This is a genomic window from Asanoa sp. NPDC050611, from assembly GCF_040654855.1.
Lineage (GTDB): Bacteria > Actinomycetota > Actinomycetes > Mycobacteriales > Micromonosporaceae > Asanoa.
Map to the genome: position 1 here is coordinate 1 of NZ_JBFAIU010000159.1, position 16,932 is coordinate 16,932.

At 71.7% G+C, this 16,932-nt stretch carries 16 protein-coding genes; 9 read left to right on the forward strand and 7 right to left on the reverse strand.

Annotation, left to right across the window (positions count from 1 at the left end):
- Window positions 1–363 precede the first annotated feature (363 nt).
- Together AB0H87_RS23450 and AB0H87_RS23455 are read right to left on the reverse strand one after the other, a co-directional pair.
- On the reverse strand, window positions 364–708 hold the full coding sequence (locus AB0H87_RS23450; RefSeq protein WP_360149295.1) for a hypothetical protein: 345 nt from the start codon (window positions 706–708) through the stop codon (window positions 364–366).
- Window positions 709–1,155: 447 nt separating this feature from the next.
- Window positions 1,156–1,998 (reverse strand): hypothetical protein, encoded by an 843-nt coding sequence (locus tag AB0H87_RS23455; protein ID WP_360149298.1) that lies wholly within the window; start codon window positions 1,996–1,998, stop codon window positions 1,156–1,158.
- A 531-nt stretch (window positions 1,999–2,529) separates the two neighbouring features.
- On the opposite strand from AB0H87_RS23455, the gene AB0H87_RS23460 reads away from it, so the two are divergent.
- Window positions 2,530–3,678, forward strand: a complete 1,149-nt coding sequence (locus AB0H87_RS23460) for a CapA family protein (protein ID WP_360149301.1) — start codon at window positions 2,530–2,532, stop codon at window positions 3,676–3,678.
- A 649-nt stretch (window positions 3,679–4,327) separates the two neighbouring features.
- On the forward strand, window positions 4,328–4,651 hold the full coding sequence (locus AB0H87_RS23465) for a hypothetical protein (RefSeq protein WP_360149304.1): 324 nt from the start codon (window positions 4,328–4,330) through the stop codon (window positions 4,649–4,651).
- Between the two features lie 22 nt (window positions 4,652–4,673).
- On the opposite strand, the gene AB0H87_RS23470 is transcribed toward AB0H87_RS23465, so the two are convergent.
- The 4 genes from AB0H87_RS23470 to AB0H87_RS23485 all read right to left on the reverse strand — a co-directional run bounded on the left by AB0H87_RS23470 (window position 4,674) and on the right by AB0H87_RS23485 (window position 10,273).
- A complete protein-coding gene (locus tag AB0H87_RS23470) occupies window positions 4,674–6,062 on the reverse strand; it encodes a pentapeptide repeat-containing protein (RefSeq protein WP_360149307.1) in 1,389 nt (462 codons plus the stop codon).
- Between the two features lie 24 nt (window positions 6,063–6,086).
- Window positions 6,087–7,277: a low temperature requirement protein A gene (locus AB0H87_RS23475; protein WP_360149310.1), complete on the reverse strand. Its 1,191-nt coding sequence runs from the start codon at window positions 7,275–7,277 to the stop codon at window positions 6,087–6,089.
- A 431-nt stretch (window positions 7,278–7,708) separates the two neighbouring features.
- The gene (locus AB0H87_RS23480; RefSeq protein ID WP_360149313.1) at window positions 7,709–8,572 is read right to left on the reverse strand and encodes an SDR family oxidoreductase; all 864 of its coding nucleotides are present in this window, start codon (window positions 8,570–8,572) and stop codon (window positions 7,709–7,711) included.
- A gap of 243 nt (window positions 8,573–8,815) precedes the next feature.
- A complete protein-coding gene (locus AB0H87_RS23485; RefSeq protein ID WP_360149316.1) occupies window positions 8,816–10,273 on the reverse strand; it encodes an NAD(P)/FAD-dependent oxidoreductase in 1,458 nt (485 codons plus the stop codon).
- 36 nt (window positions 10,274–10,309) lie between these two features.
- Here AB0H87_RS23485 and AB0H87_RS23490 point away from each other — a divergent pair, with 36 nt between their 5' ends.
- The 5 genes from AB0H87_RS23490 (at window position 10,310) to AB0H87_RS23510 (ending at window position 14,624) form a co-directional block, all read left to right on the forward strand.
- On the forward strand, window positions 10,310–10,909 hold the full coding sequence (locus tag AB0H87_RS23490) for a TetR/AcrR family transcriptional regulator (protein ID WP_360149319.1): 600 nt from the start codon (window positions 10,310–10,312) through the stop codon (window positions 10,907–10,909).
- A 74-nt stretch (window positions 10,910–10,983) separates the two neighbouring features.
- Window positions 10,984–11,724, forward strand: coding sequence for a response regulator transcription factor (locus tag AB0H87_RS23495; RefSeq protein ID WP_360149322.1), 741 nt, complete (start codon window positions 10,984–10,986; stop codon window positions 11,722–11,724).
- A 70-nt stretch (window positions 11,725–11,794) separates the two neighbouring features.
- Window positions 11,795–13,651, forward strand: a complete 1,857-nt coding sequence (locus tag AB0H87_RS23500; protein ID WP_360149325.1) for an ATP-binding protein — start codon at window positions 11,795–11,797, stop codon at window positions 13,649–13,651.
- A 60-nt stretch (window positions 13,652–13,711) separates the two neighbouring features.
- Complete coding sequence (locus AB0H87_RS23505) at window positions 13,712–13,903, forward strand: hypothetical protein (protein WP_360149328.1); 192 nt, start codon at window positions 13,712–13,714, stop codon at window positions 13,901–13,903.
- Window positions 13,904–13,934: 31 nt separating this feature from the next.
- Window positions 13,935–14,624: a helix-turn-helix domain-containing protein gene (locus tag AB0H87_RS23510; protein ID WP_360149331.1), complete on the forward strand. Its 690-nt coding sequence runs from the start codon at window positions 13,935–13,937 to the stop codon at window positions 14,622–14,624.
- Between the two features lie 243 nt (window positions 14,625–14,867).
- Here the strand turns inward: AB0H87_RS23510 and AB0H87_RS23515 are convergent, their stop codons facing one another.
- Window positions 14,868–15,260, reverse strand: a complete 393-nt coding sequence (locus AB0H87_RS23515) for a VOC family protein (protein WP_360149334.1) — start codon at window positions 15,258–15,260, stop codon at window positions 14,868–14,870.
- 284 nt (window positions 15,261–15,544) lie between these two features.
- Here AB0H87_RS23515 and AB0H87_RS23520 point away from each other — a divergent pair, with 284 nt between their 5' ends.
- Both AB0H87_RS23520 and AB0H87_RS23525 read left to right on the forward strand, forming a co-directional pair.
- Window positions 15,545–15,808, forward strand: coding sequence for a hypothetical protein (locus AB0H87_RS23520; RefSeq protein WP_360149340.1), 264 nt, complete (start codon window positions 15,545–15,547; stop codon window positions 15,806–15,808).
- A gap of 7 nt (window positions 15,809–15,815) precedes the next feature.
- Window positions 15,816–16,932, forward strand: a 1,117-nt coding sequence (locus tag AB0H87_RS23525; protein WP_360149337.1) for a methyltransferase, incomplete at its 3' end; no start/stop codon positions are given.

Here is a 16,932-nt window from a genome sequence, read left to right on the forward strand (position 1 = left end):
GCTGAGCTTGGTCGGCATGGCGTTGAACGCCTCGGCCCCCTTCTTCGCGCCGAGGCCGCCGACGGCGACGAGCGGATAGGTGAACGCTGCGGGGGCTCCCAAGTCGCCCGATGGGGCGGCGGCCAACGGGGCGGCTGGAGCGGGTCGTGCCGCTTCGCGGCCGACGGCGGCGGGTTCGTCGAATGGCGCTGCGCCCGGTGCGGGAGGCGCGAACGATGGGGGCGGTTCCGGCGCGACTGGTTCCGCGAGCAAGGGCGCGCCGACTCGGCCGGCGGCTGGTGGCGCCAGCGCCGCGCAAGGCGCGAACCCGCAGGCTGGCGCGGGCGCAGGCAGCAAAGGCAGCCCGGCGGGTGGCAACGGGGCTCAGGCCGGCGCGGCGTCCGCGGGTGGCGCCGAGCCCCAGGGCGGCTCGGGCGAGAGTGGCCGGACCGGTGTGCCGATCACCGGGCGGGCGCCGGCCTCCGCTGCCAACAGCACCGTTCGGCCCGCTGCGCCCGCGGCGACCGGGCGTCCGGCGAACGCCGACGGGCGCAACGGAGCCGGGCGGCCCGGGCACGGCGGGCGGACCGCCGAGAGCCGTGGGCGGGCTGCCGGCAACGGACGGGCCGCGGACACCAACGGCAACGGCAACGGCGCCGGTGGCGCCAGCGGGAAGCCTGCCGGCGGCGCGGCGTCCGGCAACGGCAGGGCGGTCGAGAACGCGGACAACAGCCCCTCTGGCCATACCAGCGCCCCACGGGCGTCGGAGGAACGGGCAGGAAGCGGCAGACGAAACGGAAGCGGGTCAAGCGCAGGCGCGGCTGGTAAGCGGGGCGCCGGCGGTCCGGAGGACGAGCCACCGCGGCCGGCGGGGCTGTCCGCCAAGGCCGACGTCGGTGACAACGGGTTGCCGCCGCTGCGGTCCGGTGCTCCCGCCGCGGACGCAGGGGACGCCGCGCGCGACGAGGATCGCCCGGCGCCCGACGAGAAGAGGCCGCCCAAGGCGCCACGCTCCGCCGTACCCGGGAATGACGATGGTGATCAAACCCAGGACGGCAAGGACGGCAAGGGCAAAGGCAAGTGGCCTCGGCTGCGGGGGCGGCGCACCTCGGTCATCCGCTGAGACGACGAACCCGGGCGACCTGCAAGCCGCCCGGGTCCGCTCCGTCAACCGGGTCAGATGAGCGCTTCCACCACGGTGGTGGCGGCGCCCTCGTGCTGGGCGTACGCGTCGGGGAACGCGGACACCTGCACCGCCTGGGCGGCGCCGGCGATGGACATGTTCTGCCAGCCGAAGACCTGCTGGAGCGCGGCGAAGAACTTCGACGCCGAAACGGCCGGCGTCATCAGCTCCTGCACGGTGCCCCAGCCGGTGCTGGTGCGCTGCTGGAACAGGCCGACCGAGTCGTGGTCGTACCCGGTGCCCTCGTTGGGGTAGTTGAGCGACTCCGGCAGCCCGGTGTTGGCCAGGTTGTAGAGGTTGCTCTCCTGCATCGAGGTCGCGATCGCGACGATCAGGCCGCGCTCCGGGATGCCCATGTTGACGCCGGTCTTGACGATCGTGGCGGCGTTGTTCATCTGCGCCTGGGTCAGGCCCGCCACCGGCGCGACGACGGTCGGCTTCGGCTTGGGCTTGGCCGTCGCGGTTGTCGTCCTGGCAGCGGTCGCCTTCGTGGTGCTGGTCTTGCGGGGGGATGGCTTACGGGTGGGGGTCGTGGTCGTGGTCTTGGTCGGGGCCGGCGGAGTGGGGGTGCTCGCCGACGGCGTGGGGGTGGGGGTCTCCGTGGGGGTCAGGGCCGTGCGGGCGCTGGACCGGTTCGCGCGTTGCTGCGTCTCGGCCAGTGACCGTTCCGCCGCGGCTCTCGCCGCCGCCTGCTCCGCGGCTGCCACTGAGGTGACGGCCCGGGCCGGCTCGTTGGCGTCGCGGGTCTCGACCGCGGCCGCGAGGCCGAGGCAGCAGGCGAGGCCTGCGACGAGCCCGATGCGTGCGGCGGGGGTGGCGAATATCGGTTGGAGCACGCGACGGAGCTTGCTCAGCTCCTTCGGCTCTATCTCTCGTCTGTGGCGGCCGGCCGGCTGTCCGTCTGAAGTGACCTCAACCGAACGGCTAGTCGGGCGAATTCCGTCATGTCGATGTTTTCCGATTTCCTTGGGCGGCACCCGAAGAGGTTAGACAGGGCTCGCACCACTTTGACCTGGCACTTTTGTGGTCTGTGCCACATTCGGTCGACGGGTAGCTAGTCAGGTGGGACGACCCCGGGAGGGCTCGGGCCGGCAAGGCGCCATACCGTCTTGTCCGTTTAATCCATGCACACGCGGACAAGCCTGGCAGTTCGGAAGCGTCTGCCTGCAATCGGGGCTCAAGCCGCCGCCTCGGTCGAATGGGGGAGTAGCGGTAACCATCGGGCCGAGCGCCGGGTCGGCTCGCCGTACACCTGTTGCTTGATCGTCTTTCGCCGTTCACCCGCGGACCGGCCCCCGAGCCAGCGAAAATTGTCTGTTATGGACAATGAGCCCGCTAAGCGGGTTTTGCCGGCTTTGACCCGTGCGATGGCTCTGGGCACCGTGCCGGTGGTGCTGGCTCTCGGGCTGGCCTGGTTGCCCACCGTGACCGCGTTGCCGGCGCTGTTTCCGATCGGCGTGACGGGCAAGCCGCGGGTCGCGACCGCCCCCGACTCGATCACCATCGCGGCGGCCGGCGACCTGCTGGTCCACCCGGAGCTCACCGACCAGGCGGCCGCGGACGCCGGTCGCCCGGGCGCGCACGACTTCACGAAGGTGCTGGCCGGCGTCGCGCCCCGGATCCGGACCGCTGACCTCGGCATCTGTCATATGGAGACGCCGCTGGCGGAGCGGACCGGGCCGTTCACCGGGTACCCGATCTTCAGCGTGCCGCCGTCGCTGGCCGACGCGGCGGCCGACGCCGGTTTCGACACGTGCTCGACCGCTTCGAACCATTCGCTGGACACGGGCATGGCGGGCATCAAGCGGACCCTCGACAACCTGGACCGCGTCGGCATCCGGCACACGGGCACGGCCCGCTCGCCGGCGGAGGCCACAAAACCGACAATTCTGGCGGTACGCGGGGTCAGGGTGGCCCATTTGTCGTACACGTTCTCTTTCAACGGCCTGCTGCGGGAGCCCGGCAAGGAGTGGTCGGCGAACCTGCTCTCGGCGTCCGCGGTGCTGGCCGCGGCCCGCCAGGCGCGCGCCGCCGGCGCGGAGATCGTGGTGGCGTCGCTGCACTGGGGCACGGAGTACCAGAACGAGGCCAACGACGATCAGCTCGACCTGGCGCGGGAGCTGCTCGGGTCGCCGGACATCGACCTGATCGTCGGCCATCACGTGCACGTGGTCCAGCCGTTCGAGAAGATCGGCGACAAGTGGGTGGCGTACGGGTTGGGCAACCTGACCACCCGCTTTCCGGACGGGTCGCCGGAGAACACGCAGGATGCCGTGGTCGCGGAGTTCACGTTCACCCGCGTCGGGCCCGGGCGGTGGAAGGCGACGTCGGCGTCGGCGGTGCCGACCTTCATGCGGTACCGGCCCTCGGCCCGGGTGGTCGACGTGTCGGCGGCGAAGCTGTCGGGCCCGGCCGAGGAGCGCGGGGAGTGGGAGCGGATCCATCGACGGATCGTGGGGTACCTCGATCTGCTCGGTGCCCGGAAGGCCGGCCTGCGGATCGCCGGGTCATCTTAAGTGGAGTGTGGCCTTGGTCGGGCCTGAATGGCGGAAATCGGCTGTGGGCCGGGGTTTTCTGGTCTCCTGTGGCTAGCAGCGACGGTCGGGGGTGGGTGGCGTCATGCGGCGAGCTGGTCGCAATGCGGCACGTCCGCCGGCGCGTCATGCTTGTGTCGAGTCGCGGCCCGGCGCTGGTCGGGGGTCGGCTCAGGACGTGCCGGTGACGGCGCCCGTCGGGCGTGTCGGGGTCGATGTATCGGGCTCGTGGGTGCCGTGGCGATTCGATGTGAGGGTGGCTTTGGGCCGCTCGGTTGGGCGTGTCGGGGTCGGCGTGTCGGGGTCATGGGTGCGGCGGCGAATCGATGCGGGGGTGGCTTCGGGCATTTCGGTCCAGCCGGGCGGGTTCGGCCTGCCGTGGCCGGTGGCTTCAAGCCGCTCGGTCCGAAGGAGCGCGGTCGGCCTGCCGTGGCGGCGGCCAACGGTTGTGGGCGCGTCGCTGCGCCGCTCTGTCTGGCGTGTCGTGGTCGGCGTGTCGGTGGTGGGGTTGTCGGTGTTGGCGGGCGCCGGGCCGGCAGCCGCCGATGCCACAGTGTTCGCTCCGAACTCGTTGCCTGGCCGGACGACGGTGATTGACGTGGGGTGTGGCGCGCGCGCCACCTCGGCGAGCGTGAACGTGATGCCGGTCGGCGGACCACCCGAACTGCCGCTCGAGCCCTACCCGGCGGGTGGACCGGGCGCCTTCCGGGTCACCTACCTCATCCCGGCCGAGGCGGCACCCGGCCGGTACGCGCTGGAGGCCGCGTGCGACGACGGCCTGGCCGGCAAGGCGACCCTGCTGGTCGGACTCCCGGCCCAACCGCAGCCGGCCGAGCGAGAGGAGGGCGACACGGTCGCGGCGCTGCTGACCTCGTTCGGGGTCTTCGTGGCGGTGGCGGGGGCCGGCTTCGTCGCGGTGCGGCGATTCGGACCAAGCTCGCGCCTGCACACCTGAGGTCGTGCGATCCACCCGAGGGCTAGGGCCGGCGGTCGATGAGGACGATCCAGTCGTCATCCTCCTTCTCGGCTGTCGTGCCGGCCGGCCAGACGTGGGTCTGGTGGGCGGTGGCTCTTACATGGTCGATGTTGGGCCGGCGGCGCATCGTGGCGCCCGCGAAGCTCGCGCGGGCGTGGAACTCCGCGCGGCCGATGTTGACCGCACCCTCGAACACCGCGTTCTCGAAGTAGGCATCGCCCTGGAACGCCGTCCAGCGGAAGAACGCCATGTCTTCGAACCGCGACGCCCGGAAGAGGGCGTCGTTGGCGAAGGTTCCGCGCTCGATTGACAGACCACTGTGGAATACCGCTGCGCGGAACGAGGTCGTCCCGTCGAATCTGGCGTGGTCGAAGGACGCCGTCTTGTCGAACACCGCCTCCGCGAAAGAGGTTGTCGCGAAGTGGGCGCGTCGCGCTGAGAATTCGCCGCCGAAGCTGGCGCGGTCGAACGTCGTCTCGTCGGTGATGACGCAGTCGTCCAGGATCAGGTCGCCCGTTGTCGTCAGGTTGTCGAAGGTCACCGTGTCCAGGGTGGCCCGGGCCAGCGTCAGCCGTCCCTCGGTGCGAGCGTTGGTAAACCGGGTGATGCCGAAGAACTGTGCGCCGGTGAAGTCGGCGTCTATGAGCGTGCAACCGCTCGCGTCGAAGTCGACCAGTCGGGTGTCGGCCAGGTCGAGCCGCACCTCCGGCCAGAAGCCATCCGGCGCGTCGGCTCGCAGGTGACGGGTGAGCAGCCGCTGAGCGCTGCGGCGTACCTCATCCTCGTGGTTGGCCGCCTTTGGCTGCGGAGCTTCGACGCTCTCGTCTTCGTCGCTCATGCGTAGGTAGGCGCAGACGACCGCGACGACCGTCTGGCGTTGGCTGATGTTGTCCTGCGCCAGCCGCTCGAGTGCGTAGAGGCCACCCAGTCGCACCGCCGCCTTGTCGCTGCCCAGCAGGTCGACGGCCTTCGTGAACAGGTCGGTGACGCGGCGCTCGGTCGCGTCGTACTCGGCGATGCGCGTCTGCTCTTCCTGGTTCCGCTGGGTCGTGGTGGCGACCTGTTCGGTGTGCGCCTGGATGCGTTCGCGGTGGGAGTGGTCGCGGGTCGCCGTGAACTCCTGATGGCGCTGGGCCCGCTCGCTCAGCCACTGACGCCGCGCGGCCAGCAGGAGTGCCAGGCCCCCGCCCGTGCCCGCGACGACAGTCAGGCCGGTGCGGATGGCGTCGACCCGCAGCGTCGCGCGGGTGTCGACGCCCGTGGCGCGGTTGGCCTCGCCGAGCAGCCAGTCGAGGACCAGCCAGCCGAGCGCGACGGCCAGCAGCACGCCGAGGAGCACGTACCACCAGGGCATCACGCGGAGGTCGTCGGTGCGCTTGGGGTCTGCCACGGCGGTCAGCATGCCACCGATCGGTCAATCGGCAGGATCGGCCTGTGGATAACTCTCGTCTGTGGATAACTCCACGGCGCGACGCGTCAGGACTACGGTTACCGCCACCACGAGCGCCAGCACCACCGCGATCACCTGCGGGGTCGCCGGCCACAGTGGCGCCAGCAGGATCAGCGTCACGCCGACGGGCGGTGTGAAGAGAAGGAGGCCACGCTCATGCGGTACGTAATGGAGGCCCCACACGCACAGGGTGTAGACGGCGACCGGGATCGCGATCGCGTACCCGGCCGCGGCGTCGGAGATGTGTGGTTCACCGGTGCGGTGCACGACATTCACCGCCACGCCCGCCCCGACGGCGGCGGCCGAGGCGAAGATCAGGTAATGGCCGTACCCCCATAGGAAGTTCCAGCGGGGCGTCGGGGCGGTCTCGCGGTCGAAGTAGAGCCACCACATCGCGAAGACGATGACGATGCCCGCCGCCGCGAGCCAGATCAGCTCGGCGTCGGCGCCGCTGCCGAGGCCGCCCTCGAAGGCGACCGAGGCGGCGAGCACGGCCTCGCCGAGGACGATCAGGGTGAAAAGGCCGTAGCGCTCGGCGATGTGCCCTGGATGCCACGGGGTCATGCCCGGTCGTTCGGCCACGATCGGCACCAGCAGCTCGGCGACGACGAGGCCGAGGAAGACCCAGTACTCCGTGCTGCCGTGCACGAGCAGGTTGAGCCACCAGCCGACCTGGACCACGGTCACGCCGATCGCGTAGCGCGTCGCGGCCGCGCGGTGCGCGGGGTCCGACACGGCCGCCCGGATCCATTGGCCGACGTTCGCGAATCGCATCACCGAGTAGCCGATGGTGACGATCAGGAAGTTCCCGCTCTCGAAGGAGCGCGGGATGCCGGCCGCGATGATCAGTGCGCCCACGATCGCGATCAGCACCGAGAGGCGGTAGATGTCGTCGTCCGTGTCGTACGCGGAAGAGAACCACGTGAAGTTCATCCACGCCCACCAGATGGCGAAGAACACCATGAAGTAGGAGCGGATCCCATGCGCGAAGTGATGCTCGGCGACGTCGTGCTCGAGAAGCACGGCCGCCTGCGCGACTGCCACGACGAAACACAGGTCGAAGAACAGCTCCAACGGCGTCGACGCGCGATGGGGTTCGGTCGAAGACCGGGACCGCATGGGTCGGTACCAGGTGCGGCGGGGGGCAGTCGTCACCCAGGCACTTTTTCACAGGCGAGGGCGGGGTGCGTACGCCGACGCAGACGACGGGCCGGGTGACCCGGGCGGGCAATGAGCGCGAGATGGCACTCACGGACGCGGGCGACAGAGATCCCGTGGAGGAATCTTCTGGCACAGCGTCGGATCCGGGGCGGGGTTCTCGGCCATCGAGGTTGACTCACGCGAGGAGGCGCTGGCATGGGCTGTGCGCAGGAGGTCCGGGAGCTCATGCCCGACCCCGAGGCGGACGCGATGCTCCGCGAGGCTGACAAGCGATGAGGGCGTCCCGACGACGTTGATCTCGGGCCGGACCTGTTTGGCGGCGGTTCACACGTGGGGTCTACGGATTGGCCTGAACCTGTCCCTGGGATCGAAGCCCGGTTCCCGGGTCCCGCCGACGCCGTGCGGCAGGATCAGGTCGGTGCTGGTCATCGCTGCTGCGGTGCGGTGTTGCGGCCGTAGCCGCGGCCGAGGGCGGCCAGCTGGGCTTCGAGCTCGGGTACGGACGTGGCGGCCGCGCGGCGGGTGACCCAGCCGCCGAGCGGGCCGTTGGCGACCGAGCGGAAGGCCGACGCGAGCGCGACGAAGCGCGGGACGTAGACGCGTCGTCGGCGGTGGTCGATCGCGTCGACGAACCTGGCGGCGCAGCGCTCGACCGGGACGCTGCGGCCGAACGGGCCGGGCATGCGGTCCAGGGCCGCGCGGAAGGTGGGCAGGTCGTCCTTCACGTCTCGGACGAGGTCGGTGTCGACCCAGCTCATGTGGGCGGTACCCACGTCCACGCCGCGGTGGGCGAGCTCGAGCCGGATCGCGTTGCCGAAATGCTCCACGCCGGCCTTCGCGGCGCAGTAGGCGGACATGCCCGGCAACGCCGCGAAGGCGGCGGCTGAGGAGACGAGGAGGTAGTACCCGCGGCGGGCGGACACCGCCGCGACCGTAGCGCCGACCGTGCGGACGGTGCCGAGCAGGTTGACGTCGATGGTGCGGACCAGCGCTTCCAGGTCACCGACCGCGATCGTGCCGCGGTTGGCGATGCCGGCGTTGGCGACGACCGTGTCGATGCCGCCGAAGGCGTCGACGGTGCCGCGGACCGCGGCGTCGAGGGCGGCCTGGTCGGTCACGTCGGCCTCGAACCAGCGGGCAGCGTCGCCGATGTCGGCGGCCAGATCGGCGAGGAGGTACGGCTCCAGGCCGACGAGGGCGACCTTGGCACCGCGGGCTGCGGCCAGCCGGGCGGTGTGCGCGCCGATTCCGCGTGCGGCACCGGTGATGAACACGACGGTGTCTTTCATGCGATCACCTCCGGAGGGGCTACCGGCGACGTGCTGCCAGCAGCGGGTGGCGAGCCAAGCATGGCAGCGCCGCCCGCCGCAACCGCGCGGTAGGGGGCTTGCACCCGGCCGAGGTGGCCGGGCGTCGGGCAGCCGCCGGCACGGCGGGCGTAGGGCAACCCGCACGGCGGCTTGCGCCTGGCCATTCCGTCGCCGGTCGGGCCCGGTTGGTGTGCGTCCGGCACCGGCTCCGCCCGCTGGGTGTCACGGGGGAGAGGTGCGGTGGTAGGCGCCAGCGGTGAAGCGGCGGGTGCGTAGCCAGTACGACCACGTGTGGCCTGGCCAGAGGGCGGACACGCGGCCCGTGCCGTCCTGGTACCAGCTTCGGCACCCACCCGACTGCCAGACCGTCCCCATCATCCGGCGGTCGACGAAGTCGACGTAGCGGGACTGGGCCGCCGCCGTCGGTTCCCACCCACCGCCGCCGGCCGAATCGATGTGGGCCAGCAGACGGAGCAGATGGTCGATCTGGCATTCGATCATGAACACCACCGACGTGTGGCCGAGACCGGTATTGGGACCAAGCAAGAGGAAGAGGTTCGGGAAGCCGGCCACGGACGAACCCAGGTACGCCCGCATGCTGCCGCCCCAGGCGTCCGCCAGCGTTCGGCCGTCCGCGCCGCGGATCACGGATGCCAGCGGGGGATCGGTCGCGTGGAATCCCGTGCCGAAGATGATCGTGTCGACGGCGTGCTCGGCGCCGTCGGTGGTGATCAAGGACGACTGCGTTGCCGACGTGATCGGTGACGTGACCAGCGAGACGTTGGGGCGGGTCAGGGCCGGATAGAAATCGTCCGAGAGGAGTACGCGTTTGCAGCCCAGTCGGTACGTCGGGGTCAATGCCCGCCGCAGCGCCGGGTCCGCGATCGAGGTCGACAGGTGCCGCCGGGCCGTGCGTTCCGCGAACCGCATCATCGGCGGATGGAGAAACCCCAGCGCCGCCATCTCGCGTCCCCAGTAGACGCCCGCCCGGGCCAGCCGGCGCAGCGCCGGAACGCGGGCGAACGCGCGGCGTTCCCGGTCGGTGAGGTCCCGGTCGCCGCGCGGCAGGACCCACGGGGCCGTGCGCTGGAACAGGGACAGCCGCGCGACCGTCGGCGCGATCGCGGGCACGAACTGCACCGCCGACGCGCCGGTCCCGATCACCGCGACCTGCCGGCCGCGCAGGTCGAGGTCATGGTTCCAGGCCGCCGAGTGGAACGTCTCGCCGGCGAAGTCCGCCAGGCCGGGCACCGCGGGGATCACCGGCGCGGACAACGGGCCGCCGGCGGCGACCAGGAAATCAGCGGTGTACGCACCCCGCGAGGTGTCGAGCACCCAGCGGCCGTCGACGAACGCCGCGCTGCGGACCTCGTGCGAGAGCCGCAGCCGGTCCCGCAGCGACGCGGCACACCGCTGCAGGTAGGACCAGATCTCCGGCTGGCCGGAGAAACTCCGGGTCCACGCCGGGTTGGGCATGAACGACAATGAATACATGTGGGAGGGGACGTCGCAGGCGCAGCCGGGGTACGTGTTGTCGCGCCAGGTGCCGCCGACCTCCGTACCCCGGTCGAAGATCAGGAAATCGGTGCGGCCCGCAGCACGAAGCCGCAGGCCCGCCGCGATACCGCCGAAGCCCGCGCCGATGACGGCGATGGCACAGTGTCGGGGGTCGGCGTCCACGAAACCTCCACGAGCAGCCATCCGGAGGCGACAGCCATGACCGCCCCGCGCACCGCGGCCGACGTCCGCGCGAGCCTCGAGCTCGCGCTCGCCAACGCCGTTGCCGAGAAAGGCTACGCCGCCACCACGATCGCGGACATCGTGGCGAACGCGCGCGTCTCGAAGCGGACCTTCTACGAGCATTTCGCCGACAAGGAGGACTGCCTGCTCGCGCTGTACGGCGACGCGTGCAGCCGGATCATGGCGGTGCTGCGCGGGGCCGGGACGAAGGAACAGCCGTGGCCCGACCGGATCGGCGCGCTCACCGATGCCTACCTCGGCACCCTCGACGCGCTGCTGCCGGTCAACCGCGCGGTCGTCGTCGAGATGCAGGCCGCCGGCGTACGCGCGTACCGGATGCGCCAGCGCATGCAGCGCGAGTTCGCGCAGACCCTGGTCGACGTCGTCGACGAGGCCCGCACCACCAATCCGAAGATCGCACCGCTCACGCCGCCGATGGCGCTCGCCCTGGTCGGCGGCATCAACGAGCTCATGCTCGACGTCGTCGGCCCCAGCGGCGAGCGCGGCGGCACCTTCATGGGCCTACGGGAACCGGTCGTCGCGCTCTTCGCCGCGGTCGTACCAGAGCAGCCATGACCGAAAGACGACTCACAGGTGGCGCACAGGGAACCGCTAAACCGCGCACAGCAAGCACCGGCACGATGTCCCGCATGGTCACGATCGGTGATGGGCGGCTCGCGGACTTCCGGCGCCGGGACGGTGCTCCCATCAGGGTGCTCGTCGTCGACGACGAACCCACGCTCACCGACCTGCTGCAGCTGGCGCTTCGCTATGAAGGCTGGGAGGTACGCGCGGCAGGCACGGGATCCGGCGCGCTGCAGGAGGCCCGGCAGTTCGAGCCCGACGCGGTCGTGCTCGACGTGATGCTGCCGGACTTCGACGGGCTCGAGGTCATGCGCCGCCTACGGGTCCATGCCCCGAACGTCCCGGTCCTGTTCCTCACCGCGCGTGACGCAGTCGAGGACCGGGTCGCGGGCCTCACGGCCGGCGGCGACGACTACGTGACCAAGCCGTTCAGCCTCGAAGAGGTGGTGGCCCGGCTGCGCGCCCTGATGCGCCGCGCCGGTGTCGGGGTCAGCGCGCGCGAGGAGGCCGTCATCGTGGTCGGGGACCTGACGCTTGACGAGGACTCGCACGAGGTACGCCGGGCCGGTACCCTGATCGCACTGACCGCGACCGAGTTCGAGCTGCTCAGGTTCATGATGCGCAATCCGCGACGGGTGCTCAGCAAGGCACAGATCCTCGACCGGGTGTGGCACTACGACTTCGGCGGGCAGGCAAACGTCGTTGAGCTCTACATCTCGTACCTCCGGAAGAAGATCGACGCCGGGAACGCACCGATGATCCACACGTTGCGCGGCGCGGGGTATGTCCTCAAGCCCGCCGACTGAGCCGCCGGAGGCGCTCTCCCCGGCGCCTCCGGCGCCTCGTGGTCGGCGCCGGCGAACGCTGCGCGCGCGGTTGCTGCTCATCGTGGTCGCCCTGCTCGCGGTCGTTCTCGTCACGACCGGTGCGATCACCACGATCGCGCTGCGGAGGTCGCTGGTCGGTCAGGTCGACCGACAGCTCGCGGAGAGCCAGCTCCGGGCCGGGCTGCCACCCATCGGAGAGCGGCCGCTCGACCCACCACCCGACCGCGACGGCCAGTTCGGTGACGGTCAGTCCGGCGGTGGGCAGACGGGGAACGGGCAGTCCGGCGGAAGCGATACCCAGACCGGCGCGAGCCCGCAGGTCGGTGCGAGCCCGCAGCCCGGCAACGATCCGCAGGCCGGCGCGAGCCCGCAGCCCGGCAACGATCCGCAGGTCGGTGCGAGCCCGCAGCCCGGCAACGATCCGCAGGCCGGTGCGAGCCCGCAGCCCGGTAAAGATCCGCAGGCCGGTGCGAGCCCGCAGCCCGGCAATGATCCGGAGGCCGGCAGCAACCCGTCGGCGGGCACCTGCCCGCAGAACCCGCAGACCGGCGACGACCCGCGGGCGGGTGGAAGCCCGCCGCCCGGCCGCCCGCCTCGACCCGACGGCCGACCGCATGGCGGGCCGCGTCCGCCACCACCCCCGTACGCCTGGGTCGACGTCGGTCCGGCCATCAACGGCCAGCCGCCCGACACCCTCGCCGCCCGCGTCGACGGCGGCACCGTCACGCTGTCCGGCCGCCGCGACCCCGACTCGACGACCACGATCCTCGAGGTGCCGGAGGCAGCCCATCCCGCGCTTGCGAGCGTGCCCGCCGACGGGCGCGCGTACACCCGCGAGCTGGCCACGTTGGGTGACTACCGACTGGCGGCGCGGGTCGACTCCGGCAGCACCATCGTGATCGGGCTCCCGCTCGAGCCCGTTGAGGACACGGTGCGTCACCTGCTCATCATCGAGGCCGCGATCGCCGCCGGGGCGCTGCTGCTCGCGGGCGCCGCCGGTGCACTGATCGTCCGCCGTGAGCTGCGCCCGCTCGAGCGCGTCGCCAGCGTCGCCGCCCAGGTCACCGAAGTCCCGCTGGACCGGGGCGAGGTGGCGCTGCCGATGCGCGTACCCGATGAAGATCCTGACACTGAGGTCGGTCGGGTCGGCGCCGCGCTCAACCGGATGCTCACCCACGTCAGCGACGCGTTCGCCGCGCGGCATGCGAGCGAGACGCGGGTACGCCAGTTCGTCGCCGACGCCAGCCACGAGCTGCGGACGCCGCTGGCCGCCATCCGCGGGTACGCCGAGCTGACCCGCCGCAACCCCGCACCGGTGCCGGACGACGTCGCCCATGCGATCAGCCGGGTCGAGTCGGAGAGCGCGCGGATGACCACGCTGGTCGAGGACCTGCTGCTGCTCGCCCGCCTCGACGCCGGCCGGCCGCTGGCCGACGGCGCCGTCGACCTGACCGCGCTCGTCGTCGACACGGTGGGTGACGCGCACGTCGCCGGCCCGGGCCACCACTGGCGGCTCGACCTGCCCACCGAGGCGATCGTGGTGAGCGGCGACGGGCCGCGGCTGCACCAGGTGCTGGCCAACCTGCTCGCCAACGCTCGCATGCACACCCCGCCGGGCACGACCGTGGTCACCGGGCTGACCGTGCGGGACGACACGGCCGTACTCACCGTCACCGACGACGGGCCGGGCATCCCCGCCGGGCTGCAGGGCGAGGTCTTCGACCGGTTCGCGCGCGGTGACTCGTCGCGGTCGCGCGCCGCCGGCAGCACCGGCCTGGGACTCGCGATCGTGTCGGCCGTCGTGGGCGCGCACCGCGGCGACGTCACGGTTGCGAGCGAGCCTGGCCGGACCGTTTTCACGGTACGGCTGCCGTTGTTCGCCGAAGACGACGAAACGGGCGAATGACCGGTTTGCCGGCGGAGTCCTACGGGTAGGCGCAGGGGACATCGACGGAGGGGAGCCGCCGTGACCCGGAGTCGGACGTTGGGAACGGGGATCGCACTCGGCATCGTGATCGGCGTCGTGCTGGGGATGTTCGTCTTCGACAACCTGGCGACCGGGATCGCGTCCGGCATCGGCATCGGCCTCGCGATCGGCATCGCCCTCGGCTTCGGCAGCGGCGACGCCCCGGACGGGGCCAAGGACGAGGACGAGTAAAACGTCGTACCGCGGTGGGAACATGCGGAGCATGAGCCCGTACGAGTGGCGCGCCCCCCGCACCCGCGGGGTGCTGTGGCGGCGCGCGGTGACCACGTCGCGCGAGGCCCGCATCCTGCCGGACGGCTGCACCGACCTGATCTGGTCGAGCCGCACCGGCCTGATGGTGGCCGGCCCCGACACCACCGCCGGGCTGTCCGACCTAACGGCGGGCGACCTGGTCATCGGCCTACGCTTCCCGCCGGGCACGGGCCCGGCGGTGTTCGGCCTTCCCGCCGGCGAGCTCACCGACCAGCGGGTGCCGCTCGACGTGCTCTGGCCGGCTGCGACGGTCCGCGAGATCGCGGACGGCATGGCCGCGGGCGGCGGCGGCGACCTGCTCGACCGACTAGCCGAGGCGAGGCTGCGGGCAGCCGGCGGTCCGGATCCCCGGGCCCAGGTGATCACGCGAAGCCTCGCCGCCGGTGCCACCGTCACCGCGACCGCCGCGGAGGTCGGCCTGACCGAACGCGCGCTGCACCGCACGAGCCGCGACCTGTACGGCTACGGACCGAAGACGCTGGCCCGCATCCTGCGACTACGTCGTGCGCTGGCCCTGCTGCGCGCCGGCGCACCGAAAGCCACCGCGGCGGCCGACGCGGGCTACGCCGACCAGCCGCACCTGTCCCGCGAGGTCCGCGCCCTGGCCGGCGTGCCACTGGGCCAGCTCGAACTGGCCTGATCGCCGCGCGGGGCAGGCCTGGCCTCGGCATGGCGTGGGTCGGTTGATGCGGTGCCGGGCGCCGGGGTGGTCGTGCTGAGCCGCGCGGTGCGTGGCGCGGCACGGTCCGGCCGCCTGGCGGGCTCGGCCTTCCCATGGCCCGGGTTCGGCTCGCGCTGGGCCGTTTAGCGCGGCGGGTCGGGCTGAGCCGCGTCGTGCGGTGGTCGGCTCGCGCCGATGCCCGCTGCGCGCGCCCGGCCGGGGTCAGGGGAGCGCCGCGAACAGGTCCACGCCGTTGCCGTCCGGGTCGTGGAGGGTCGCGTAGCGCTGGCCCCAGAACGCGTCGAACGGGGCCAGTTCGCCCTTCCAGCCGTCCTTCGTCATGCGGGCGTAGACCTCGTCCACCTCCGTCGGGGAGTCGCAGCGGAACGCCAGCGACGCCCGCGGCGAGCCCGTCGGCGCCTGCCAACCCGGGTGGAACGACCGGATCGTCTCGACCGTGTCGAAGGCCAGCCGCAACCCGCCCGGCAGCGGCACGTCGACGTGCGGCTCCGTGTCCGCCGACGCGGGGATCGACACGCCCAGGGCGCGGTAGAACGCGAGCGACTTGGCCATGTCGGTCACGACCAGCTCGAAAACATCGATGTGGAGAGTCATGAAAGCAACGTAAAACAGCGCCGGTGCACGGGTCTTGAACGAATCGGACCCTGGCATGTCGGACAAAACGATGCAGACGGTACGCTGCGGACGCTGCGCGGAGCCGATCTCAAGCGTAGGGTCGGGGCACGGCACATGACAAACACCTGACGCGGTGGGAAACAGGTGTGGTCGGCGCGATGACGCGGTGCCGGGGAGGACGGGGCAGACAACACCGCGTGCTTCAACCGATCGCGGGGGCGGTCGCGTGGGCGCGGTGGCATAAGAGGGAGGAGAACGGCGGGATGGAGCCTCATCTGGCCTACCTGGACGCTGGGTCGGGCAGCCTGATCGTGCAGGCGATCGTCGCGGGCACGGCCGGCGTGGTGGTCGCCGCGAAGATGTACTGGCGGCGGTTGACCGGCGTGTTCCGCCGCAAGACGCCCGCGGAAGCGACCACGCAGACCACGCAGACCACGCCGACTGCGACGACCACGCCGACCGCGGCGACCACAGCACCCGCGGTCGAGCAGCAGCAGCCCGCGGCGGCGACGGCCGACAAGGACTGAGCGCTCGGTGACACCAGAACCCACCCGGCCGCACGCGGAGCCGGGTTCTTTCCGCGACCCCCAGACCCGTGTGTTCCGCGCCGGCGGCGAGGTGCTGCGCGGGCTGGGGGCGCAGGCCGCCCAGGACTGGAAGGTCCTCCGCACCAGCGACTTCTTCGCCCGCGCCCAGGCCGACGGCACGCTCACGAAGACCGAGGAGGTCGACCGTGAGCTGCCCGGCGTCTGGAGCGCCACGCTGCGCCACGAGCCGATCCCGTTCGTCAGCTTCCCGTACGAGTGGTCGCACGCGATGCGTCAGGACGCGGCCCGGCTCCACCTGAAGCTGCTGCAGGACGCGCTCGCCGCGGGCTTCACGATGAAGGACGGCTCGGCCTACAACCTGCAGTGGCGCGGCGCCGCGCCGGAGTTCATCGACGTCGGCTCCTTCGAGCCCGCGAAGCCCGGGGAGCCCTGGGCCGGCTACCGGCAGTTCTGCCAGACGCTGCTGTACCCGCTCATGCTCCAGGCGCACCTCGACCTCGATCCGCGGCCCCTGCTCCGGGCCCAGATCGACGGCGTCGAGCCCGCCCAGATGCGCCGCTTGTTCGGCGGCACCAAGCGGCTGGCGGCCGGCGTGCTCAAGCACGTACACCTGCACGACAGCATCCAGTCGAGGAACGCCGACCGCAGCACCGGCGCCGTCCGCGAGCAGCTGCGCGACGCGGGGTTCAACAGCGAGCTCGTCCAAGCGGCCGTGCGGGCGATCGCCAAGCTGGTCGACAAGCTCGACTGGACGCCGCCGGCGACGCACTGGGGCGAGTACCGCGAGACGTGCAGCTACAGCGAGGACGACCGGGTAGCCAAGCAACGATTCGTGGACAGCGCGCTCGGCGAGGACAACGACCTCGTCCTCGACCTCGGCGCCAACGACGGCGTGTTCAGCCGCCAGGCCGCCGCCAAGGCCAGGTACGTGGTCGCCGTCGAGGCCGACCCCGCGGTCGTCGACACCCTCTACCGCCAGCTGCGCGCCGAGGGCGAGAAGCGGATCCTGCCGATCGTCATGGACCTCGCCGACCCGTCACCGGGCGGCGGCTGGGCCGGGATCGAGCGGGCCGGTTTCGCGACAAGGGCAGGACGAGCGGACG

Excerpts from the sequence above, each read along its gene's own strand:
- AB0H87_RS23510 (WP_360149331.1), top strand. The coding sequence starts at position 13,935 with ATGAGCCCGTACGAGTGGCGCGCCCCCCGCACCCGCGGGGTGCTGTGG.
- AB0H87_RS23480 (WP_360149313.1), bottom strand. The coding sequence starts at position 8,572 with ATGAAAGACACCGTCGTGTTCATCACCGGTGCCGCACGCGGAATCGGC.
- AB0H87_RS23515 (WP_360149334.1), bottom strand. The coding sequence starts at position 15,260 with ATGACTCTCCACATCGATGTTTTCGAGCTGGTCGTGACCGACATGGCC.
- AB0H87_RS23520 (WP_360149340.1), top strand. The coding sequence starts at position 15,545 with ATGGAGCCTCATCTGGCCTACCTGGACGCTGGGTCGGGCAGCCTGATC.
- AB0H87_RS23460 (WP_360149301.1), top strand. The coding sequence starts at position 2,530 with ATGGCTCTGGGCACCGTGCCGGTGGTGCTGGCTCTCGGGCTGGCCTGG.
- AB0H87_RS23495 (WP_360149322.1), top strand. The coding sequence starts at position 10,984 with ATGGTCACGATCGGTGATGGGCGGCTCGCGGACTTCCGGCGCCGGGAC.
- AB0H87_RS23490 (WP_360149319.1), top strand. The coding sequence starts at position 10,310 with ATGACCGCCCCGCGCACCGCGGCCGACGTCCGCGCGAGCCTCGAGCTC.